We start from the raw sequence: 22,902 nt of genomic DNA on the forward strand, positions 1-22,902 counted from the left end.
AAAGGTTCAGAGGTACAAAGGCTCTTAATCAACGTTATAAAAAAACCTTTGTCCCTTTGTTACTTTGAGCCTTTGTACCTCGAATTGTGCCAATTCGACTAAAAAGTTGTAATTTTGCACAAAATATTGAAGATGGTCAAGATTGGCAACATAGAATTACCCGAATTTCCTTTATTACTCGCACCAATGGAAGATGTTAGTGATCCGCCGTTTCGCAGATTATGCAAAACGCACGGCGCTGACATGATGTATTCTGAATTTATTTCGTCTGAAGGATTGATTCGTGATGCTATCAAAAGCAGAATGAAGCTGGATATTTTTGATTACGAACGTCCGGTTGGAATTCAAATTTTTGGTGGTGATGAGGAAGCAATGGCGCTTTCGTCTAAAATTGTTTCTACGGTAAAACCTGATTTAGTTGACATTAATTTTGGATGTCCGGTAAAAAAAGTAGTTTGTAAAGGTGCCGGAGCAGGAGTTTTGAAAGATGTCGATTTGATGGTTCGTTTGACCAAAGCGGTTATCAGAAGTACCGATTTGCCTGTAACGGTAAAAACTCGTTTGGGCTGGGATGATAACTCGATCAATATTGATGAAGTTGCTGAAAGACTCCAGGATATTGGTGTTCAGGCTTTAACGATTCACGCCAGAACACGTGCACAAATGTACAAAGGTCATTCTGACTGGTCGCACATTGCCCGCGTAAAAAACAACCCCAGAATTACAATGCCTATTTTTGGAAACGGCGATATTGACAATCCGGAAAAAGCATTAAAATATAAAAACGAATACGGCATTGACGGAATCATGATTGGTCGTGCTGCGATTGGTTATCCGTGGATTTTTAACGAAATCAAGCACTATTTTAAAACCGGAGAACACTTAGCTGCCCCAACGGTTATTGATCGTGTAGAAGCGGCAAGAAACCACTTAATGTGGTCAATGGAATGGAAAGGCGAACGCCTTGGAATTGTTGAAATGCGTCGTCATTATACCAACTATTTTAAAGGAATTCATTCTTTTAAAGAATACAAACAAAAACTGGTTACTACTGATGAACCTGAAGCTTTGTTCGCTATTATGAAAGAAATCGAGCAGGTTTATGCTGGATATGAGTTTGTTTAGACAATAATATAATCTTTGTCAAAGTTTAAAACTTTGACAAAGACCTGATATAAAAAAAGACCTTCACAATTTGAAGGTCTTTTTTTGTATAAACTATACTTGAATACGTTTCCATTTCCCTCTCTTATAAAAGAAAATACTCGCCAATGTTATTGCAGTTTCTGCAACCGGAATTGCGATAAAAACTCCTGTTGGTCCCATATTAAAATGTTTGGCCAATACATAGGCTAACGGAATTTGGAACAACCAAAAACCAAAGAAATTAATTCCGGTTGGTGTCCAGGTATCTCCTGCCCCATTGAATGTGTTGATCAAAACCATTCCGATTCCGTAAAAGATAAATCCGATACTCATAATCTGTAAGGCTTCGACGGCTATTGTTTTTACCAATTCATCATTGGTAAAAAACGAAATAATGTATTTACCAAAACACAATACAATTACCATAATGGTCGCCATAAAAATGACATTGTATCTCGCGGTTGTATAAACTGATTTTTCGGCACGATCGATTTGTTTTGCTCCTAAGTTTTGTCCCACCAAAGTAGCTGCGGCATTACTTAATCCCCAAGCCGGAAGAATAAAAAACATCATAATTCTAAGCGCAGTCTGATATCCAGCCGATCCGTGATCTCCACCTGTTGTTGCAACCAATTGCGCCAGAAAAATCCAGCTGCAAGAAGCAATAACGAATTGTAAAACTCCCGGAGCAGCAATTTTTACTAATGCTTTTATCTGATGAAAATCCGGAATGAAATAAGAAAGTTTAATTTTTAAAGCTCCATTGCCAAAAAACAAATGAAATACCTGATACAATACTCCAATACTTCTTCCTAAAGTGGTGGCGATTGCTGCACCGGTTAAGCCAAAAGCAGGAATTGGACCGAAACCGTTAATTAGTATCGGACATAAAACAATATTTAAAATATTGGCTAACCAAAGACTTTTCATGGCAATTGCTGCGTTACCTGCTCCGCGAAATATTCCGTTAATTAAGAATAAAAGCATTATACATAAACTTCCGCCAATCATAATTTGCGTAAAAATGTAACCATGTTCTGCTGCTTCCTGAGAGGCACCCATTAACATCAGAATTTCTTTGGCATAAATAACTCCAAAAAGACTAATGATGCAATTGATCACAAAAGCAATAATAATAGCCTGCATCCCTGCTTTTGCCGCGGCAACAGGATCTTTTTCACCAATACGTCTTGCTACAACTGCTGTGGCAGCCATACTCATACCTATTGCAACTGAATATATAATAGCAAGTACAGATTCTGTTAAACCAACCGTTTGAATGGCAAAACTACTGTGCTCTAAATGTCCAACGAAATATAAATCGACCAAGGCAAAAACAGATTCCATCATCATTTCTAAAACCATCGGGATGGCTAATAGAATAACGGCTTTTTTGATGCTTCCTACGGTATAATCAAAAGATTCGTCTCCTTTGATTGCTTGTTTTAAAGTGGTGAAAATCTTAGAAAATAAACTTTTCTGTATTGTTGTTTCTGTCATGATAAGTTAGGATAAATGATAATATTAGTCCAGAATCAATGATCTGAACTGAAGAAAAATAAACGTAAGTATCCTAATTATTCAAGAAAATAAAATAGGATTAGGCAGAAACAATCATAAATTGTAGTTTTTTAAGAGGATAAATATAAGTAATATTTTTTAGTGAGAAATACTAATCCAATAACTTTTTGCTTACACGGCTGCTGGCAATTAAAGAAGCCACAAAACCAAGTGATACAATTGTTCCCATCACTATAAGTACGTTTTCAAGATTGAAAACTACCGGATATGCCAGGGTTGGCGTGATCATAATAAGTTCGTATCGTTGTTGTAACAATACTAGAATGATACCGAGAACAAGGCCAATTATACCTCCAAAAACGCTTAACAAAGTTCCCTGAAGCAGGAATATTTTCCGTAAACTATTGATTTCTGTTCCAAGATTAAAAAGGGTTTTAAGATTTCCTTTCTTTTCTAAAATCATCATGATCAATGCTCCCACTAAATTGAAAAGTGCCACAATAATCACCAAAGTAAAAATCAGGTAAACCACTATGTTTTCTGTATTCAGCATTTTATACAAGGACTCATTAAGTTGTGCCCTGTTTTTTATTGTAATTTTATTATTGAAAATAGCATTCAGTTTAGTACTAATAGCGCTTTCATTTGCTCCATCTTTCAGATTAAATTCGATTCCTGAAATTTGATTCGGCTTGTACATTAATAATTCCTGCGCTAAGCCCAAATCTGCAAAAATATATTTTGAATCTAAATCTTCACTGATCGAATAAATCCCAACTGGTAAAACATCTGTTTTATTAAATGCTTCTTCGGGATTTTCGATTGCTCCTTTTCCCGGTTTTGGCGCAAATATTTGCAAAGGGTTTTCGAAATCAAGAATTCCCATCGAGAAATCCTGAGCTATTCCGTAGCCAATAACAACCTGATAAGTGTCCGGTTTGAGCCAATCTCCGTTAAAGAGTTTTTTTTTGATATCGTTAACTACGGGATAGTTTCGATCGACACCTTTTAGATAAGTAACCTGCTGTTTGTCTTTAAACAAAAACAAAACACGTTCTTCGATAATTTTAGTATACAAAACAACCCCGTCAATCTTTTTAATTTGATTTTCCTGATCGGGTGTAATCAAAAACGATTTTCCGTAAGTACTGGTAATTTTTAGATCGGGATCTATTTCGTTTGTAAACGAAAGACTAAAAACCTTTAATCCGCTAAAAACAGATAAAACCACAAACAAAGCCATTGTGCCAACAATAATTCCCATGCTGGCAATGCGATTAATAATATTGATAGCATTGTTTTTGCTTCTGCTAAAAATATAACGTTTGGCTATGTAAAGGGGGAAATTCAATTTATGATTTTCTTCTTTTTTCTAAAAGATCACGATTTTCGATTGGGTTTTCTCTGTTTGATAATGCGTTATCAATTTTTTCGATATAATCAAGAGAGTCATCGATAAAGAATACCAGATTTGGTACACGACGCAATTGTAAACGAACACGTTGTGATAAATCGTGCTTAATTAGAGTTGAGTTTGATTTTATACCTTCTAAAGTTTCTTTGGCTTTGTCCTGAGGAAAAATGCTTAAATACACTGTTGCTACAGATAAATCTGAAGTAACACTAACTTTGGATACCGAAATTACCAAATTAGTAATTCCGTTTTTTCTCACTTCACCTTGCAAAATATCAACCAGATCTTTCTGGATGACACCGCCGATTTTTTTCTGTCTATTTGTTTCCATAGTGCAAAAATACTATTTTAAATTTCAATCGATACAATTTCAAATGAACAATAGAATGATTTTTATCTTCTAATGTGGTTTATCCTTTATAAAGTTACAATTTCGATCGTCAATTTCAAGAAAAACATAAAAACTGAGGTCTTTAAAATTAAACTAAACGATATCTCATAGCTGATAAAAATCATGTTATTTATAAGAAAAATGATACATATTCGATATAACCTTAAAACATATCAATTATGAAAAAAAGAGAACCAATTAGTCATATCATGACTAAATGCGTCGTAACGGTAAACGAAAATGACGGACTTAGAAAAGTAGTTGAAAAGCTAAAAAAACATAACATTCGCCACATCCCAATTGTGAGGGGCAAAGATGTCGTTGGAATTATTAGCCGAACTGATATTAACAGATTAACTTTGGGCGCTTTGTTCGAAGCGCAGGAAGGTGCTGATGAGGCCATTCTGGATATGTTGACCATTGCTCAGGTCATGACATCAAAACCAAAAACAATATCATCTGATACTATTATAAAAGATTCGGCACAAATTTTTGTGAACGAAGAATTTCACGCTCTTCCGGTAGTGAATAACGGAGAACTAAAAGGTATCGTTACTACAACCGATATTTTAAAGTACTTTTTAGAACAATATGATTAACCAAAAAAACAACCCACAAAAAAGGGAGCTAATTTAGCTCCCTTTTTTATTATCTATTTTGCAACCATCCCTCAGGATTGTTATTTGATGTATTTTGAATAATCAAAAACTTAATAATTGTTTTTCCAGTGTCTCCACTTGTTCTTACTTTTCCAAGAACTTGTTTCACTTTTACTTTGTCACCTTGCTCAACAGATACCGAACTTAGGTTTTGATATACTGTAAAGTAATCTCCATGCTGAATAAAAACAGCTCTGTTTACAGGAGACAAGGCTATAACTTTTGATACTACTCCTTCAAATACAGCACGTGCACTTGCTCCTTGTTCTGTAGTAATCTCTACTCCGGAATTATGAACCGTAAGTGTTGGATATAGCGGATGCGGCTGATCTCCGTAACCAAGAGATATAAATCCTTTCTCTACCGGCCAAGGCAGTTTCCCTCTGTTGGCTTTAAAATCGGCAGCTAAAATTTTCCCTTCCGGTGTTAATGTAATTCTATCTGATGAATAACTTTTAGGGGATGACGCTTCTGCTTTCTCTGCTTCGCTGGCTTTACCTTCTGCGATTCTTTTACGTCTTTCTTCTTCGGCTCTTTTATTTGCTAATCTAATTTGTTCACGGATAAGCTCCTTAATTTTAGCGTCGATTTTTCTCGATTCCTGTTGTTTTGCTTTTGTATCGGCAATAATTTTACTCTTATCTTTTTTAATTGAGTTAACTAATTTTTGCTGTTCCTGCTTTTCAACTTCTAAGCTCTGTTTCTCTTTTTTATTTTCTGCAATAATTTTTTTCTTAACCTGTCTTTGTCCATCCAATTTAGCATTGTAATCAACTAATTGAGCGGTTTTTGATTGAATTTCTAAACCTTGATTCTTTCTGAAATTCGTATATTGTTTTAAATATTGTGCTCTTTTATAAGCTTGTAAAAAGCTTTCTGATGATAAAATAAACATGGCCCGGCTTTGCTCAGATCTGCTTTTATATGATTTCAGAATCATTTTTGCATAATCTGCTTTTAATACCTCAAGTTCTTTTTTTAATTTATTAACCTTAACCTGGTTAATATACATATCGTTACTTAAAAGTTTTTCTTGTTTTGCTGTAGTATTTATCAGTTTCTCTTTCAGCTTAATTTTATTCGCCTGAATCAAAAAAACATTTACTGCTGATTTTTCTTTTTTCTTTACAGACTGCAACATTTTTTCATTGTCTCTAATTTCCTGTTGAATCTGAGCTTTACGCTGTTCAAGTTTTTCTTGTTGCGAATCATCTTGCGCCCACATAAATGTAGTGGCACATATAAAAATTAGGCTTAGGAGAAATTTTGGCATGTTTATATTTTCTTTTTGCAAATTTACTTAATTATAACTTTTTTATAACCACTTGGTACGCTATATGGAAAAGAAAGTTCTTCATTAAATGAAATATTATTGTAATTCAAATTAATATTAGTTTTCCCTTTTGGCTGAATTGCATTAATTTCAATACTCGTTGGAAGTGTTCCCTGATTAAAAACTTTGCTGTCACCATAAGAAATTTGTAACATTCTGTTTTCCGTAGGCTGCGAAATCTCTTCTTTTTGCAATAAATATTTATCTGCATCCAGGTAGAAAGATTTTTTTATGTTAGCCTCTTTTAGATCTTCTAACTTAAAAAGGTTGTCTACAATGGTCTGGGTATATTTTCCTTTTCTTAAATCGTCAAGTGCTTCTCCAACTAATAAATTCTGCACTTTGCTGTAATCTAATTCAGTTCCTAACCATTTACTTAAACTGGTAAAATCACCTTCGTAATAGGTACTGTTTATTTTTTCGTAATAACTTACTGTAGTTGGCGTTATTAAAGCTTTTGCCATTGTAATTCCCAGAAAACGAACACTTACTAAGATCTGTTTGTCTTTTTCGATTCTAATATCGGCTGTAACATTTTGACTTTGTTTTTCGTCAGCATATCTCGCGCTGGCTTTTATGTATAAAGTAGAAAAATCTAACTTATTGTCATAATGTTTCTCAACTGCTTTCTTATCTTCTTTTTTAATAACTTCAGTGTTGCCGTTATTATTTTGTACCGCAACTGCCTTTGATTTACAAGAAACCATAAAAGCGGTCACTAATACTAGTGCTATATATTTTTTCATCTGAATTTAGTCTTTTACTTTTTTTTCTTTAATAATTCATTTGCCTTCAAAAAGTATTCCTCTTTTTTCTTAGCATCTCCTAAACCATTGTATGCCTCTCCTAACTGAATATTAAAATTTGCTTCGAGCGTTTTATCATCAACTACATAATCGAGTCCCATTTCTAAAACGGTTTTTGCGTTTTTAAATTGTTGTAACTGATTGTTTCCTAAGCCGGCATAATAATAAAATTGTGGCTGACTAGGATATACGTCGATCATATTCATCGCTCTTTTTGTCATTGGTTCAAATTGTTTTGCTTGTGTGTAAGCTTCAAGCAACAGCAAATTAGTTTCACGATCTGTATCTGATTTTGATTTTAAATCTTTCTCATAATACTTAATCGCATTCTCAAACTGACCTTTGCTATGATAAAATTTCCCTACTTCTTTTGCAACATCAATTTCTTTATCATTATCGAAATAAGCAATGGCTTTCTCTAAATCAGGAGCATATTGTGGATTTTTATTCACATAGATCAAAAATTCATTTAAAGTACGATGCTTAATTTTTGAATCAATTTTTGGACTTGATAAAATTACATTCATCGCCTTAATGGCTTTATCTGCCTGGTTTCCGTCTATATAAACTTTAAACAAGCTCACTTGCGCCCACTCTGATGTTGGAACTTCTTTTGCTAATTGTTTCGCAACTTCTAAAGCTTTGTCTGTTTCTTCTGCTTTTGAATACAAAAAAATCAGGTTGATATAATTCGCTTCTTCTTTTGGATTCTTTTTTATCTGATCAATCAGATTTGTGATTTCGGCATTTTGATATTTTCCCTGAGATAAAATCTGCATTTTATAACGGTCGCGATCTTCTGATTTTCCGAATTTATCGTTCATTTCATTGATCGTTACAAGTGCTTTGTCAAACTGATTTGTAATCATATAAAGTGAAATCAAATCATCTTTATATTCTTCATCAAAAGCAATTATTTTCTGAATCGTTTCAATTGCCAAAGGATAGTTTTTAGTTTCATAACTTACATCGTAAATTCCTAACCAGTACCATTTGTTTTTTGGATCTAATTGTGTTGCTTTTTCAAACGAATCCTGCGCGTTTCTATAATCTTTTAAAGACAGGTAATTTTTTCCTAATTCAAAATATGCTACTGCATCATTAGGTTTTAGCTTAACGCATTTATCCAGCGATGCTATTGCTTTATCATAATTTTCAATTCCTTTTTGTTTTAATGATTCATAAAAAGCATCCTGATATTCATCTGTTGCCATAGCAATATCTTCCGGTTCTGTTTGTGCCATAACCGAAATTGGATTGCCAAGCAAAACGAAAAATAAAATAACTATAACTCCTTTTTGTATCATCTTTACAATTTAATTTTTAAACAAAAATGAATCTTTTTGAGCCTACCGAATACAAATACTATAAATTAATCTTCAGCACGAATTTCACTAATTTGCACAAACTTTAATAGCTTAATTTAGTTTGTGAAATTCTTGTTGGTTTTGTACTTGTGTTCTTTAAACTTATATTTATTCTAAAACCGAATAATCACCAATGCTAATACTTGTAAACTTACCATCATAAACAACGTGATTTCCTATCATAGCATTGTCTAAGTTAGCGTTTTTTATTTGAGAATAAGTTTGAACCAAACTATTTTTGATCGAACTATCGATAACGTGACATCCTTTTCCTATTGAAACATTTGGTCCTACTGTTGCATTTTTCAACACTACATTTTCACCAATATAACAAGGAGGGATAATGGTTGCGTTTTCTAACTTAACATCATAATCTACAAGATGTTCTCCGTCATTGTGCAAGAATCCTAACATTCTGGAATTAGTTTCAACCGTAACATCTTTATTTCCACAATCCATCCATTCGTCAACGCTTCCGGTTTTAAAAACTTTACCGTTAGCCATCATGGCTTTAATCCCGTCGTTGATTTGGTATTCTCCACCATTCTGGATATTGTTATCCAAAACTCCCTGAAGTTCTTTTTTCAAATCGCCAACTTCTTTAAAATAATAGATTCCGATAACGGCTAAGTCGCTTACGAATTCCTTTGGTTTTTCAACTAATTCTATAATTTCGTTATTCTGATTCAGTTTTACAACACCAAAAGCTTCCGGCTGATCTACTTGTTTTACCCAAATTACAGCATCAGCAGCAGGATCTAATTCAAAATCTGCTCTAATCAAAGTATCCGCGTAAGCGATAACTGCAGGACCGGACAAAGATTCTTTTGCACACATAATGGCATGACCTGTTCCTAATGGTAAATCCTGACGATAGATCGAAGCTTTTGCTCCTAAACTTCCAGCCAATTCTTCTAAACTTGCTACAAGATCATCTCCAAAAAAAGCAGGATCTCCTAAAATAAAAGCAACTTCTTCGATAGGTTCTTTTAATATTTTAGCAATGTCTTCGACTAAACGATGAACGATAGATTTTCCTGCAACAGGAATTAATGGTTTTGGAACTGTTAAAGTATGTGGCCTAAGTCTAGATCCTCGACCTGCCATTGGAACGATTATTTTCATTTTGTCTTTTTTATTTTATTCGAAGATTTAAAAAATCCTCTTAGTTTGGTTATTTATTTTGTTTTGTTGCAAAGTATAGAAACTGATAACCTTGACTGCAACAGAAAACTATTTAACCGCAAAGTTCGCAATCCCGATAGCTATCGAGATACGCAAAGTTCGCTAGGTTTATTCATTTCATTTTTAAGGTCGCAAAGAACTGAAACTGATAACTGCGACTGAAAACTATTTTAACCGCAAAGTACAGAAACTGATTACTGTGACTGCGACTGAAAACTATTTAACTCCAGTACTTCCAAAACCGCCTTCGCCTCTTGATGTTTCAGAAAGTTCTGCAACTTCAATCCATTCTGCTCTTTCGTGTTTGGCAATAATTAATTGTGCAATTCGTTCTCCGTTTTCGATTATGAATTCTTCATTTGATAAATTTACTAAAATTACACCTATTTCTCCTCTATAATCGGCATCGACTGTTCCCGGAGAATTTAAAACTGTAACTCCTTTTTTGGCTGCTAATCCGCTTCTTGGTCGAACCTGTGCTTCGTAACCTATTGGTAATTCAATAAAAAGTCCTGTTTTTACAATGGTTCTTTCTAAAGGTTTTAATGTTATAGAGTCTGTTAAATTCGCACGTAAATCCATTCCTGCCGAAGCAATTGTTTCGTAGTTTGGTAAAGCGTGTTGTGATTTATTGATAATTTGTATTTTCATTTTTTATTTTAAAACATTAAAATCAAATTGAGTTTATTAAAACTCAATTCTATTTTTTACTCATAATTCCTTTGATGGTTTCTTTTTCATTGTGATACACAAAATACATGAATCCTAATAATAACGGAATTCCAACGAAATAATTTTCTCTAAATCCGTAAAAAGAAATAGCCGAAAATACAATTGAAATTCCCAGGTAAGCTCCAATTTTGTTCATATCATAAGGTATAGGATAATATTTGTTTCCTAATACATAAGAAATCAACATCATACTTCCGTAAGCCGAAATCGTTGCAATTGCTGAACCGTAGTAACTGTATTTTGGAATTAAAAAATAATTTAAAACCAATGTTACAATCGCCCCAACAATCGAGATATATGCTCCTATTTTTGTTTTATCGGTCAGTTTATACCAGACTGATAAGTTGTTGTAAATTCCTAAAAAGAAGTTTGCCAGAATAATTAGCGGTACCACTTTCATTGCTTCCCAATATGATTTATTGTCCAGTAAAAGATACTTTAAAACATCGGCAAAAACAATCACTCCTAATAAAATTAACGAACCCAGAATAACAAAATATTTTGTAATTACGGCGTAAGTTTGAGGTGCATTGGCATTTTTTGAATGACTAAAAAAGAAAGGTTCAATACCTAATCTAAAAGCCGTTGCAAACAAAACCATAAACAAACCTAATTTGTAACAAGCTGAATAGGCTCCAACTTCTGATTTTGCTAAATTTTCAGGTAGTAGATATCCTAATAGAATTTTATCGAAATGTTCGTTAACAGCAAATGCCAGTCCGGCAACCAAAATTGGTAAACCGTATTTCATCATTTTTTTCCAAAGGATTGGATCGAATTTTCTTCCCAATGAAAGATAATTTGGCGAAAGCACAATAAATGTAGCTAAACTTGCCAGTAGATTTGCAATGAAAATATAGGCAATCTGGAAATTCTCTACATATAAATTATCCCAAACTGAGTTAGGATTTGCTGCAGCAAGCTTAGGCAAGTACATTAAAAAGAATATATTCAGTAATAAATTGATTACTACGTTTCCTATTTTAATTGCTGCATAAACCATTGGTCTCTGATTGGCTCTAAGTTTAGAAAATGGTATTAAAACCAAAGCATCTAAAACTAAAATCCAAACGGTATATGTAATATATTGTACATCAACTTCGGCAAGACTTGCCAAGGTATTTCTAAAAATTAAAGCGGCAAATAAGAAAATAATCGAGGACCAAAATATTGATATTGTCGATGTTGCGATTACATTTTTCTTATCATCCTCGGCACTATAGAATCTAAAAAATGCGGTTTCCATTCCGTACGAAAGAACCACATTAAAGAACACCATCCATGACAAAACGATCGAAACCTCGCCATATTCTGCAGTTGGTAAAATACCAGTGTACAATCTTACCAATAAAAAACTTAGCATTCTTGGTAAGACCGTTGCTAGTCCGTAAATAGCAGTTTGTTTGAACAGATTTTTATATAATCCCAAAATAATTTATAATAAAGTTTGTAAAACAAAAATAACCAATTCTTTTGTTTATTACTGATTTTGTAGGTTCAATAAAAAAATTGGTGTGTAATTTTATTGTGTTAGTTTTTTTTCGTCTAATATTTTAACGAAATGAAAACCTTTTGGTCCATAACCTTGGTTGTAGTAAAAGCGGTGAGCGGCGAAATTTCCGGTAAAAGCGTCTAAAACTATAGAACTACAATCCAGCTCTAAAGCCTTTTTTTCGATATAATCTGTTAATAATTTTCCTATTCCTTTAGAACGATGATCAGGATTTACAACAAAATTATCTATCTCGAGATATTTACCCGTCCACAATTTAGTAGCCGACCAACAACCTGTAATTCCAAGACAGTTATCTCCCTCAAAAACCGCGATCTGAATATAACTATGAGGCACCATTTCAGAAAGGTAAGCCTGATATTTTTCAATCGATAAATTAGGATAAAGAAATCGAATAGTTGCTATTTGGTCAACCATTGCTTCTATGGTAGTAAGCTCTTTTACTTGTAATTTCATTGTAATAAAAATAGATATCAAAAATACTCAATTTTTTCAATTACAATTCTATTTTAACCTCGTGTGTGAAATTTATAATAAAGCCCAAAAATTATATAAATTTTTACAAGTACTTCTATACTAACTTTGTATCAAAGGGAATGAGCAAAGCTAAAATACAACCCTTTAAAAAAAAGCAAAGCATTGGGAGTAATAAAGCTAGTTTGTTCCCACAAAAGACAAAGCAAAAGGGAGTGATTCTGCTGAAATGTAACCCTCAAAAAAACAGAGCATTGGGACTAATAAAGCTAGTTTGTTCCCATAAAAGACAAAGCACAAAGGGATTGATTCTGCTGATATGTAACCCTCAAAAAAAACAGAGCATTGGGACTAATAAAGCTAGTTTGTTCCCATAAAAGACAAAGCAAAGGGAGTGATTCTGCTGATATGTAACCCTCAAAAAAACAGAGCATTGGGACTGATAAAGCTAGTTTGTTCCCATGAAAGACAAAGCACTACAGAGGTGATAAATCTGTCAATAATTTTATAAAATGGTAATTGATTCTCGGTTTTTGATTGAATTGAGAATCACCATTTTATAAGTTTAAAAATTAGAAAAACTAAAACTACTATATAAAGAAAAAGACCCGACAATTACTTGTCGGGTCTTTTTTTGTATGTCCTGAACAAATTATCCGTTCAAAGCTTCTGCTCCACCAACGATCTCAAGGATCTCATTGGTAATAGATGCCTGACGTGCTTTATTGTAAGTCAATTTCAATTGGTTTCTTAATTCAGTTGCGTTGTCAGTTGCTTTGTGCATTGCTGTCATACGCGCTCCGTGTTCTGAAGCAAATGAATCACGAATACCTTTGTATAATTGTGTTTTTAATGATTTAGGAATCAATGTCAACACAATTTCTTCTTTTGAAGGTTCAAAAATATAATCTCCTGTAGAAACCGGTACATCAGATTTAATTGGCGCTAACGGTAAAAATTGTTCTGTTTGAACGATTTGTGTAGCAGCATTTTTAAACTGATTGTAAATCAATTCGATTCTGTCGTATTCTCCAGATAAAAATTTCTGAGTTAAGTTATCAGCAATTCCGGCAACATTTTCAAAAGTTAAATGATCGAAAATTGCATTATGGTGACCGTGAACTTTATGAGATTTACTTAATACATCATTTCCTTTTTTACCAATAGGAAAAACATCAACTTGTTTTCCGGCATAAAAAGCAGAACGATTTTTAACCTCTTTTATAATATTTGAATTGAATGCACCACATAAACCTCTGTTTGAAGTTATAGCTACAAGCAATACTTTTTTTACTTCACGTTGTGTTGTATAATCTCCTCCAACTTCACCGTCCAGTGTAGCAGAAAGGTTTTGCAACAACTCCGTTAATTTCTCGGCATAAGGGCGCATTGCAGTGATTGCATCTTGTGCTTTCTTAAGCTTTGCAGCAGAAACCATTTTCATTGCCGATGTAATTTGCATCGTCGATGAAACGGAAGTAATTCTATTACGGATTTCCTTTAAATTTGCCATCTATTAATTAGAAAATGTGACAATTTGAAAATTAGATAATTAGAAGAGCGTTAAACCCTTTCTAATTATCTAATCAACCAATTATCTTATTAGTTATATTTTGCTGAAATTTCTTTTGCTGCTTTTTCGATAACATCAGTAATGTTGTCATCTAATTTACCAGCTTTCAAAGCGTTAAGCGTATCTTTATGTTTACTGTTTAAGTAAGCTAAGAAATCAGCTTCAAACTCTTTTACTTTATTTACAGGAACGTTTCTTAATAAGTTTTTAGAACCAGCGTAAATAATAGCTACTTGATTTTCTACAGTATAAGGATCATTTAAACCTTGTTTCAAGATCTCAACGTTTCTTTTACCTTTTTCAATTACGTTTAAAGTAACTGAATCCAAGTCAGAACCAAATTTAGCGAAAGCTTCTAATTCACGGAATTGAGCCTGGTCTAATTTTAAAGTTCCTGAAACTTTTTTCATTGATTTAATCTGAGCATTACCTCCAACACGAGATACAGAGATACCTACGTTAATCGCAGGACGAACTCCAGAGTTGAACAAATCTCCATCAAGGAAAATCTGACCATCTGTAATCGAAATTACGTTTGTTGGGATATATGCAGAAACGTCACCAGCCTGAGTTTCGATAATTGGCAATGCAGTTAATGAACCACCACCTTTTACGATAGACTTGATAGAATCTGGTAAATCGTTCATGTTTTTAGCAATTCCGTCATCAGCAATTACTTTACAAGCACGCTCTAATAAACGAGAGTGTAAGTAGAAAACGTCTCCAGGATATGCCTCACGTCCCGGTGGTCTTCTTAATAAAAGAGAAACCTCACGATAAGCAACAGCTTGTTTAGATAAATCATCATACACAATAAGTGCAGGACGACCTGAATCTCTAAAGTACTCTCCAATTGCAGCACCTGCGAAAGGAGCATAAACTTGCATTGGAGCCGGATCAGAAGCATTAGCTGCAACAATAACTGTATAAGCCATTGCACCTTTTTCTTCTAACATTTTAGCGATTCCTGCTACAGTTGAAGCTTTTTGCCCAATTGCAACATATATACAGAATACAGGTTTTCCTGCATCGTAAAATTCTTTTTGATTTAAGATCGTATCGATACAAACAGTTGATTTACCTGTTTGACGGTCACCAATTACAAGCTCACGTTGTCCACGACCAACCGGGATCATAGCATCTACTGCTTTTACTCCTGTTTGTAATGGCTCAGTTACTGGCTGACGGAAGATAACACCAGGTGCTTTTCTTTCTAAAGGCATTTCGTATAAGTCTCCACCAATTGGTCCTTTTCCATCAATTGGAAAACCAAGAGTGTTTACTACACGTCCTACCATTTGCTCACCTACTTTAAGAGATGCAATACGTTGTGTTCTTTTTGCTGTTGATCCTTCTTTGATTCCAGTTGATGGTCCTAAAAGTACCACACCAACATTGTCTTCTTCAAGGTTCAATACAATAGCTTCAAGTCCGTTGTCAAATTCAACTAACTCACCATATTGTACATTCGATAGCCCGTAAATACGAGCAATACCGTCTCCAACTTGAAGTACTGTTCCTACTTCTTCTAGCGTAGCACCAGATTCAAAACCTTCTACTTGCTTTCTTAATATTGCTGAAATTTCAGCAGGTTTGATTTCCGCCATCTTAATTTATAATTTAGACACTTTTATGTGTAATAAAACTAATTACTTAACTCTCTTTTTAATACCTGCAGTCTGTTTGCAACAGATGCATTGTATTGTTGATCACCTATTCTTAAAATAAATCCTCCAATGATGGATGGATCTACGATATTTTCTATTGTTACCTTTTTATCTGATAATGTAGCTACTTTTGCCAAAACTTTAGCTTCTAAAGCTGCATCCATAGGAACTGCTGTGGTAACTTTTGCTACTTCAACTCCATTTCCTTCATCAAATAATTTTTTATATTCTAAAGCAATTGCTTCAAGAATTTCAAATCTTTTGTTTTCAAATAATAAATGAAACAAACCTTTGGTTACTCCATTTACATCTGCAAAAACTTCGATAAGAGCACTTTCCTTAACTTCAACTTTTGTAGTTGGGTTTTGAATAAATGTACTCAATTCTACATTTGTATCAATTGCTGTTGCAATCGACTTCATATCGTTATTGACAGCTTCGGCAACACCTTTAGAGTTTGCTAAGTCTAGAATTGCTTTTGCATAACGAATTGCTGCTCTTGTACTTGCCATAATCTTAGTTTAACTTTACGTCACCTAACATTTTCTCTACTAATTTAGTTTGAGATTCTTTGTTAGATAGTTCTTCTTTCAACAATTTTTCAGCAATGCTTAATGATAAAGTCGAAACTTGTAATTTCAATTCAGCCATAGCAGCATTTTTTTCACTTTCGATAGCCGCTTTCGCCTGAGCGATCATTTTTTGACCAGCTTCTTGTGCTTCGTTTTTAGAATCAGCAATCATTTTCTCTTTCATCTCACGAGCTTCTTTTAGCATCGCGTCACGTTCTGCACGAGCTTCATTCAAAATTCTTTGATTGTCAGCTTGCAAGTTTTCCATTTCTCTTTTTGCATTTTCAGCAGAAAGTAATGCATTTTTAATACCTTCTTCTCTTGCGGTAATAGATTCCATAATTGGTTTCCAGGCAAATTTTACTAAAAGCAAAATTAAAACCAACAAGATTAAAGCTTGCCAAAAGAATAAACCGAATGAAAAATCGTTAATTAACTTATCCATTTTATAACTATATTAAATATTTAATTTCTTTTTTTAAAAGTAACAACACCTTTAACCAACCGTTAAAGATGTTGTTATTTCTTTCTTTATTATTTTCCTAAGATTAAAGCAGCAAATGCTAAACCTTCTAATAAAGCCGCGATAATAATCATCGCAGTTTGAATTTTACCAGCAGCTTCTGGCTGACGAGCAATAGCGTCCATAGCAGATCCACCGATTTTACCTAAACCTAAACCTGCTCCGATTACTACTAATCCAGCACCTACTAAAGTTGGAATTGTTCCCATAACTATTTATATATATAAAATTAAACTTCTAAATTAAATGATTACATTTTCTTCTTCGTGACCATGATCGTGATCGTGATCCTGAACAGCCATACCAATAAACAATGAAGATAACATTGTGAAAATGAACGCCTGTAAAAATGCAACTAAAACTTCGATAACCGAAATAAATAATGTTAATCCTAAAGAGATTGGCAAATCTGCAGCTAAATTTTTACCTACAAAGATCATTGCGATCAAACTCATAATTACTACGTGACCTGCAGTAATGTTTGCATACAAACGAATTAATAATGCAAATGGTTTTGTTAATGTTCCTAAGATTTCGATTGGAGCTAAAATAATTTTCATTGGAACTGGAACTCCAGGCATCCAGAAAATGTGTCCCCAATAATCTTTGTTTGCACTAAACTGAGTAATCAAGAAAGTAAACGCAGCCAAACAAACTGTGATGGCAATATTTCCTGTAACGTTTATTCCTAGTGGAGTCATACCTAATAAGTTTAACAACCACACAAAGAAAAATACGGTTAATAGGTAACCCATATATTTTCTGTATTTTTTCTCACCAATATTTGGAACAGCGATTTCATCTCTGATGAAAATGATAAGCGGTTCTAATACTCTACCAAATCCAGTTGGGATTGGTCCTTTTTTATATGATTTTGCTAAACCAGTAAACATTATGAATAATAGTACTGCAACAAAAAGCATTGACACTACATTTTTTGTAATAGAAAAATCTAATGGCTTTTCGTTTTCAGGATGTCCGTGCTCATTAAAAGTAATGGTACCGGCAGCATCTGTTTTGTAAATTTTACCGTGAACTAATTTATAGAAGTTACCATCAACTTCTGCAACTTCTGCACCATGGTGTAATTTTGAAGATGAGAAAATTTTCAAACCTCCATCAATAAGGATAACGGGTAATGGGAAACCATAATGTTTATTTTCTTTTTCATCTGAAAAGAAAACAAAATCATGAGAATCCTGTAAGTGATGATCAATAAAAGCGTCTACTTTTGCTTTTGGATCCAGAGCTTCATGCTCGCCTTCTACAGGAGCGTTATGTGAAATTACTTTCTCTTCATGAGCAGTTTCAGTCTGTACATGCGTTGAGTCATTCTCTGAATTTGCAAAACTCATTACAGGAGAACAAGCTACTAAAGCTGCAAGAATAAATTTGAGCGGTTTGTTTGAAATCACCATATCTGTTAAAAATCTTATTTTTTACGTTTCTAAAATTTGGTGCAAAGGTACATTTTTTATTAATATTCAAAAGGATATGAAAAATTATTTTTGAACCCTTTTTTACAGAATCCCTATTTTAACGCTTTTCATTTAATAATCGGGCAGTTAAAAGCGTCTCAAATAACAAAAACAAAATAAATGTTATAAAAAAATTGATCTTTTCAACCATAACCTCTGCACTATGGTTTTCCAAAATCGGTCTTAAAATTAAATATCCTATTAACATTTGAGTAAAAGTTCCGAACAGAAAAGCCATTCCGACAATCTCAAAATTTTTCTTTTTTACTATTAATAATATAAGGTATAATAATGCTGATAATCCGAAAAAAATCAAATACAAAAATTCTATACTATAATAAAAGGTTTGACTGTTTAAATCTAAAACTAAAAAAGCTGCTTTATGCAAAACATAAGCTGCCAAAGCAAAAAAGAATAAATGTAAAATGGATTTGTAATTTTTTGAAAGCATTGGAAAAATAATTTTATGCAAAGATGCACTTTTTATCAAATGCTTTCAATGACAAAAATCACTTTGTTTTGTTAATGTCATTTACCTGACGAATAACATTATACAAGGCAAGTCCAACACCCAGCATTACAAAGATTGTATTATAATACACCTTTGGGCTTGGATGATTTTCATCTAACCATGTACCGAAATAAGAGAACACGAAAATAATAATTCCCATTTGAACAGGAATATTAATAAGCGGCATCCATTTATTCCTTCTGTTTTTGTTCGGTTCCTTTTCCATCTTTTAGCGTTACTTCTTTTGGATTATTTGTTAACATCGTACAAGTCGCTGTAAAATCGGCTCCTGGTTCGATAGACAGTTTTCCTACAGCAACTTCGCCATGAATTTGTGCAGATGCCTTTATATTAAGTACTTCTAAAACTTTGATTTTTCCCTGAAATTCTCCTTCGATATCAGCATTATTACAAACAATTTCTCCTCTTACAACGCCTGAGGCGCCTATCACTAATTTTCCTTGCGAAGTAAAGTTTCCTATCAATTCGCCGTCTAATCTAAAATCGGCTTTAGAAACAATATCACCTATTATAGAGGTGCCTTCTACAATTCTGTTTGTTTTACCTAAGAGTTCTGTTCCGTTTTTTTTAACTTTATCAAACATGATTATGGGGATTATGGGGTTTTGGGGGCTAAGTAGGCTTCGAGATTTTTCTTAATCTGGATCAATTTATAATTATCACTTGAGATGATAATTGGCTGATTTGATATTTGATACTTTTTATCATCTCTAAAAACTCCGGAAATATCCTTGGCATAAGCCTCTGATTTTAAACCATGAACAACTATAAAACTTTCTGTTCTGTTGTATCTGTCGAAAGATGTGGTTAATCTTTCATAATTTTCAACTAACAAAAATACTTTAATCGCTTCTTCGATTTTTTTACGGGTTTTAGAATCGTTATTAGGAACTAAATATAAAATTTTCCAGTTTTTGCTATCAACTGATGTAAAATCTAGTTTTTCTAAACCTGGAATTTGCTTTTCCAGAATTTCTCTTGCATTTTTACCTTCGTCGCTATTTGGATAATTATCCGCAACATTCTCTAAACCATTTTTATACGCTGCAAGACCATTTACCTTTCCTAAAGTGTTTGCTTTAAGTAATTCATATTTAGAAACAATTTCGTCACCAGAATATTGATTGATCAGATTATCAATATTATCTAAAACGGTGTCAAACTGTTCTTCCTGAAATAGTTTGTACCATTTTTGATACTCTTTATCTGCAGATGCCAAATCTTCTGAGTTGGTATTATTTAAAATTTGTGCGTATCTCGAATTTGGATATTTAGAACTGATATCCATTTTTATAGCTTCAGCTTTTGCCGGATTTGTAATCTGGTATATTTTGTACAAATTATACATCGATGGCAAAATCAATTTTTCCTCCGGATTATTTTTTAATAGCTGTTCTAATTTAGCACTTGCCAAATTATATTCCTTGAATTTCTCTTTATAAATAAGTCCTAATTGATAATATGCGAAATTACGTTCTACTCCAATACTATCTATGGCAGATTGTGTTTTTGGAAGCTGTTTTTCATAAAAAGCAGTTGTATATTTTTCGACAACAATAGAATCTTTTAGTTTATCTGCCGCTTCCTGAGCAATACTTAATGAATCGTTCATCGCAGCATTATTTGCAGATTTTACTGCAGCCAATCTCCAATTTCCGCCCAAAGTTCTATTACCCCACAATTTCTTGAATTGCAGTTTTCCGTAAGCAACTGTTGTTGGGTTATAAAAATAAAAAGTACTGGCAGAATTGTTTCCAGACGGTGGCAGAATACCTTCAGGATCAGAAGGTGGTTTTCCTAAAGAATTTGGATTTACAGCAGTTGGCTCATTACCCAAATTTGTATTACGATCTATATTGGCTAATCGTTCCTTTTCTCTTTCTTCTAAAATACGTTTTGCTTCGTCTTTCTTTTTAAGCTCTGCAATGTAATTTTCAAAGTATAATTTTCTGTCGGGTGCCGGTAAACCATATACCTTAATTATACTGTCGTTTCGTTTTGCAATTCCTTCATACTTAATTACGTTATCCAGATTTTTTCTGTTTTTTTGGATAAACGCATATTCCCTTGTTTTAGGGTCCAGTTTTACCAATGTACTGTCATAGTATTTGGCAGCCATTGTATAATCTGTATTTTTAAAATACATGTTCCCAATATTGCGATAAGTCGAAGCTACTAAATACGGATCTTTAGATTTCCTGAACAAAGATTTATTATAGAATATAAGCGCACTATCCTGTACCTTATAGTTATCATAAAAAACACCCATTTGATAAAAAAGGATATCATAATAAGGTCGGTTTTCACGGTCTGTAACCAGATCATTAAATGCTTTTAGAAACAATTGCTTATTATCCTTATCGTAATCAAACATTTCGGCTTTTTTTGCATAAGCATGCATCATATATTTACGATCGGCTTTTCGATTCATATCGATTACCCCATCATAAAAATAATTTGCGCTGTCTTTTTTTCCGGCTTCCTGATACATCTGGCCCAAAATAAAACGGTAACGCGCTCTCTCTTCGTTTACTTTTGTAAATTCTTCGGCAATTCTCAATTTCGCAACAGCACTGTCTTTTTGTTCTAAATTTAAAAAAGCTTCCGCTAATAAAGCATTTGCGTCTGAAAAAGTCTGTTTATCTAAATCTGTATTTTTTAATAAGAGTTTAATGTTCTTTAAAACAATAGCGTCATTTCCTAAACGCATATTTGTTTTTTCGCGCCAGATTTTTGCTGTATAAATATTACTGCTATTAGGATATTTATATAAAATATAATTGAATGCTTCAAGAGCCGGAATAAAGCGCTGATCATAATATCGCGCTTTTCCAAGCATTAAATAAGCTTCATCGATTTGTGAATTTCGCTCTCTTCCTCCAATATTCATGGAGTGTTTCTGGATGGCTTTTGTTGCTTTGGTTTCTGCCTTTTCAAAATCAGGATTTTTAGCTTTTTCTTCTTCAGAAAAATTTTCATCAACCTGCATTTTTTCGATAGGCAAAGTCTTCCAGAAATTATCCTGATTATTGGCCTGTATGGACTTTAATCCTTTATCCAGGCCAATACCGCCGTTGTACAAAATATTATATTTTGTACTTAAGGCATGTGAATTTCTAGACAAAAAAGTGTTTTTCTTGGTAGAACAGGCTATCAAAAGAAACAAAAAGACCAGAAAAAAACTATATTTAAGAGTATTCTTTTTCAATAGAAAAGAGTTTAAATCAATTAACTTCTAAAATGTACTTTTAGTATATTGACTTGTAAAAATACGCTTCTTTTTGAAATATAGAATATTTAAACCGCAAAAAACGATTCCAGTTCTTGTAAGGTTTCTTTTGAAGTTTGAATATCTTTCACCACTTCACCTTTGTTAAGTGCCACAATTCTGTCGCAAACCTCTACTGTATGCAGCAAATCATGACTGGAAACCAGTACTGTAACATTTGGATTATCGGCTAAATCTTTTATTATTTTTTTTAATCGGCTTACAGTTGTTGGATCTAAATTTGCAAAAGGTTCGTCCAGGATTACCACTTCAGGATTTCCTATAAGTGTGGCAATTATCCCCACTTTTTTCTGATTTCCTTTTGATAAATCTCTTAAATATTTTTTGTTATTCAGGATTTCTCCATTAAAAAATTCTTCATGCTGCTTCAATAAAGCATCTATATCGGCTTTATTTTGATGGCGTAAATCTCCAATAAAATAGAAGTATTCTTCTGGTGTTAAATATCCAATCAGGAAACTTTCATCAAGAAAAGATCCGGTAAAAGATTTCCAGTTTTCGCTGGCATTTACCTGAATAGAATTACTTGTAATATTACCTGTCGAAGGCTGAATAAGGTCTAATAATAAACTAAAGAAAGTCGTTTTTCCCGCTCCGTTATTACCCACTAAACCAAAGCTCTGTCCTTTTGGAATCTCAAGGTTGTTAATGTTTAAAACTGTTGTTCCGTTATATTTTTTTGAAAGTTGATTTACTTGTATCATGATGATGTTAGATTTTATATTGC

At 33.3% G+C, this 22,902-nt stretch carries 23 protein-coding genes; 2 read left to right on the plus strand and 21 right to left on the minus strand.

The features are described 5' to 3' along the window. Nucleotides 1–132 precede the first annotated feature (132 nt). Nucleotides 133–1,125, plus strand: coding sequence for a tRNA dihydrouridine synthase DusB (dusB, locus tag GIY83_RS19525; protein WP_194615050.1), 993 nt, complete (start codon nt 133–135; stop codon nt 1,123–1,125). A 93-nt stretch (nt 1,126–1,218) separates the two neighbouring features. Here dusB and GIY83_RS19530 read toward each other — a convergent pair whose 3' ends face one another. The 3 genes from GIY83_RS19530 to rbfA form a co-directional block, all read right to left on the minus strand. Continuing rightward, the gene (locus tag GIY83_RS19530) at nt 1,219–2,646 is read right to left on the minus strand and encodes an MATE family efflux transporter (protein ID WP_208682998.1); all 1,428 of its coding nucleotides are present in this window, start codon (nt 2,644–2,646) and stop codon (nt 1,219–1,221) included. Between the two features lie 172 nt (nt 2,647–2,818). Continuing rightward, the gene (locus tag GIY83_RS19535; protein WP_208683001.1) at nt 2,819–4,018 is read right to left on the minus strand and encodes an FtsX-like permease family protein; all 1,200 of its coding nucleotides are present in this window, start codon (nt 4,016–4,018) and stop codon (nt 2,819–2,821) included. 1 nt (nt 4,019) lies between these two features. Beyond that, a complete protein-coding gene (gene rbfA / locus GIY83_RS19540; protein WP_041519807.1) occupies nt 4,020–4,412 on the minus strand; it encodes a 30S ribosome-binding factor RbfA in 393 nt (130 codons plus the stop codon). A gap of 239 nt (nt 4,413–4,651) precedes the next feature. Between rbfA and GIY83_RS19545 the strand changes: the two genes are divergently transcribed. Further along, the gene (locus GIY83_RS19545) at nt 4,652–5,071 is read left to right on the plus strand and encodes a CBS domain-containing protein (protein WP_208683002.1); all 420 of its coding nucleotides are present in this window, start codon (nt 4,652–4,654) and stop codon (nt 5,069–5,071) included. A 49-nt stretch (nt 5,072–5,120) separates the two neighbouring features. On the opposite strand, the gene GIY83_RS19550 is transcribed toward GIY83_RS19545, so the two are convergent. The 18 genes from GIY83_RS19550 to GIY83_RS19635 form a co-directional block, all read right to left on the minus strand. Beyond that, entirely contained in the window at nt 5,121–6,404 is a 1,284-nt protein-coding gene (locus GIY83_RS19550; RefSeq protein WP_208683003.1) for a murein hydrolase activator EnvC, read from the minus strand. Nucleotides 6,405–6,427: 23 nt separating this feature from the next. Beyond that, entirely contained in the window at nt 6,428–7,210 is a 783-nt protein-coding gene (locus GIY83_RS19555; protein ID WP_208683004.1) for a DUF4292 domain-containing protein, read from the minus strand. A gap of 14 nt (nt 7,211–7,224) precedes the next feature. Beyond that, the gene (locus GIY83_RS19560) at nt 7,225–8,577 is read right to left on the minus strand and encodes a lipopolysaccharide assembly protein LapB (RefSeq protein WP_208683005.1); all 1,353 of its coding nucleotides are present in this window, start codon (nt 8,575–8,577) and stop codon (nt 7,225–7,227) included. 168 nt (nt 8,578–8,745) lie between these two features. Continuing rightward, nucleotides 8,746–9,762: a sugar phosphate nucleotidyltransferase gene (locus GIY83_RS19565; protein ID WP_194615043.1), complete on the minus strand. Its 1,017-nt coding sequence runs from the start codon at nt 9,760–9,762 to the stop codon at nt 8,746–8,748. A 276-nt stretch (nt 9,763–10,038) separates the two neighbouring features. After that, nucleotides 10,039–10,473 carry a dUTP diphosphatase gene (gene dut / locus GIY83_RS19570; RefSeq protein WP_208683011.1) on the minus strand — a complete coding sequence of 145 codons (435 nt, stop codon included), beginning with the start codon at nt 10,471–10,473 and terminating at the stop codon, nt 10,039–10,041. Between the two features lie 49 nt (nt 10,474–10,522). Next, the gene (locus GIY83_RS19575; RefSeq protein WP_194615041.1) at nt 10,523–11,983 is read right to left on the minus strand and encodes a lipopolysaccharide biosynthesis protein; all 1,461 of its coding nucleotides are present in this window, start codon (nt 11,981–11,983) and stop codon (nt 10,523–10,525) included. A 93-nt stretch (nt 11,984–12,076) separates the two neighbouring features. Then, complete coding sequence (locus GIY83_RS19580; RefSeq protein WP_208683013.1) at nt 12,077–12,523, minus strand: GNAT family N-acetyltransferase; 447 nt, start codon at nt 12,521–12,523, stop codon at nt 12,077–12,079. Nucleotides 12,524–13,193: 670 nt separating this feature from the next. Continuing rightward, nucleotides 13,194–14,054: an ATP synthase F1 subunit gamma gene (gene atpG / locus GIY83_RS19585; protein ID WP_078006589.1), complete on the minus strand. Its 861-nt coding sequence runs from the start codon at nt 14,052–14,054 to the stop codon at nt 13,194–13,196. 89 nt (nt 14,055–14,143) lie between these two features. Next, entirely contained in the window at nt 14,144–15,721 is a 1,578-nt protein-coding gene (atpA, locus tag GIY83_RS19590) for a F0F1 ATP synthase subunit alpha (protein ID WP_053472983.1), read from the minus strand. Between the two features lie 38 nt (nt 15,722–15,759). After that, nucleotides 15,760–16,293 carry an ATP synthase F1 subunit delta gene (gene atpH, locus GIY83_RS19595; RefSeq protein ID WP_194615039.1) on the minus strand — a complete coding sequence of 178 codons (534 nt, stop codon included), beginning with the start codon at nt 16,291–16,293 and terminating at the stop codon, nt 15,760–15,762. Between the two features lie 4 nt (nt 16,294–16,297). Further along, nucleotides 16,298–16,798 (minus strand): F0F1 ATP synthase subunit B, encoded by a 501-nt coding sequence (locus tag GIY83_RS19600; RefSeq protein WP_078006590.1) that lies wholly within the window; start codon nt 16,796–16,798, stop codon nt 16,298–16,300. Nucleotides 16,799–16,887: 89 nt separating this feature from the next. Beyond that, nucleotides 16,888–17,085: an ATP synthase F0 subunit C gene (gene atpE, locus GIY83_RS19605; RefSeq protein ID WP_008465835.1), complete on the minus strand. Its 198-nt coding sequence runs from the start codon at nt 17,083–17,085 to the stop codon at nt 16,888–16,890. A 33-nt stretch (nt 17,086–17,118) separates the two neighbouring features. Further along, nucleotides 17,119–18,294 (minus strand): F0F1 ATP synthase subunit A, encoded by a 1,176-nt coding sequence (gene atpB / locus GIY83_RS19610; RefSeq protein WP_194615038.1) that lies wholly within the window; start codon nt 18,292–18,294, stop codon nt 17,119–17,121. Between the two features lie 118 nt (nt 18,295–18,412). Continuing rightward, the gene (locus GIY83_RS19615) at nt 18,413–18,805 is read right to left on the minus strand and encodes a hypothetical protein (protein WP_194615037.1); all 393 of its coding nucleotides are present in this window, start codon (nt 18,803–18,805) and stop codon (nt 18,413–18,415) included. 58 nt (nt 18,806–18,863) lie between these two features. Beyond that, complete coding sequence (locus GIY83_RS19620) at nt 18,864–19,091, minus strand: AtpZ/AtpI family protein (RefSeq protein WP_194615036.1); 228 nt, start codon at nt 19,089–19,091, stop codon at nt 18,864–18,866. Next, nucleotides 19,057–19,470 carry a polymer-forming cytoskeletal protein gene (locus GIY83_RS19625; protein WP_194615035.1) on the minus strand — a complete coding sequence of 138 codons (414 nt, stop codon included), beginning with the start codon at nt 19,468–19,470 and terminating at the stop codon, nt 19,057–19,059. The genes GIY83_RS19620 and GIY83_RS19625 overlap by 35 nt, the downstream gene beginning before the upstream one ends. A gap of 11 nt (nt 19,471–19,481) precedes the next feature. Continuing rightward, nucleotides 19,482–22,094: a tetratricopeptide repeat protein gene (locus GIY83_RS19630; RefSeq protein WP_208683015.1), complete on the minus strand. Its 2,613-nt coding sequence runs from the start codon at nt 22,092–22,094 to the stop codon at nt 19,482–19,484. 89 nt (nt 22,095–22,183) lie between these two features. Then, a complete protein-coding gene (locus tag GIY83_RS19635; RefSeq protein WP_194615033.1) occupies nt 22,184–22,879 on the minus strand; it encodes an ABC transporter ATP-binding protein in 696 nt (231 codons plus the stop codon). Nucleotides 22,880–22,902: the final 23 nt, after the last annotated feature.

It is taken from the genome of Flavobacterium sp. SLB02 (assembly GCF_009664855.1).
In the GTDB taxonomy this organism is placed as follows: domain Bacteria; phylum Bacteroidota; class Bacteroidia; order Flavobacteriales; family Flavobacteriaceae; genus Flavobacterium.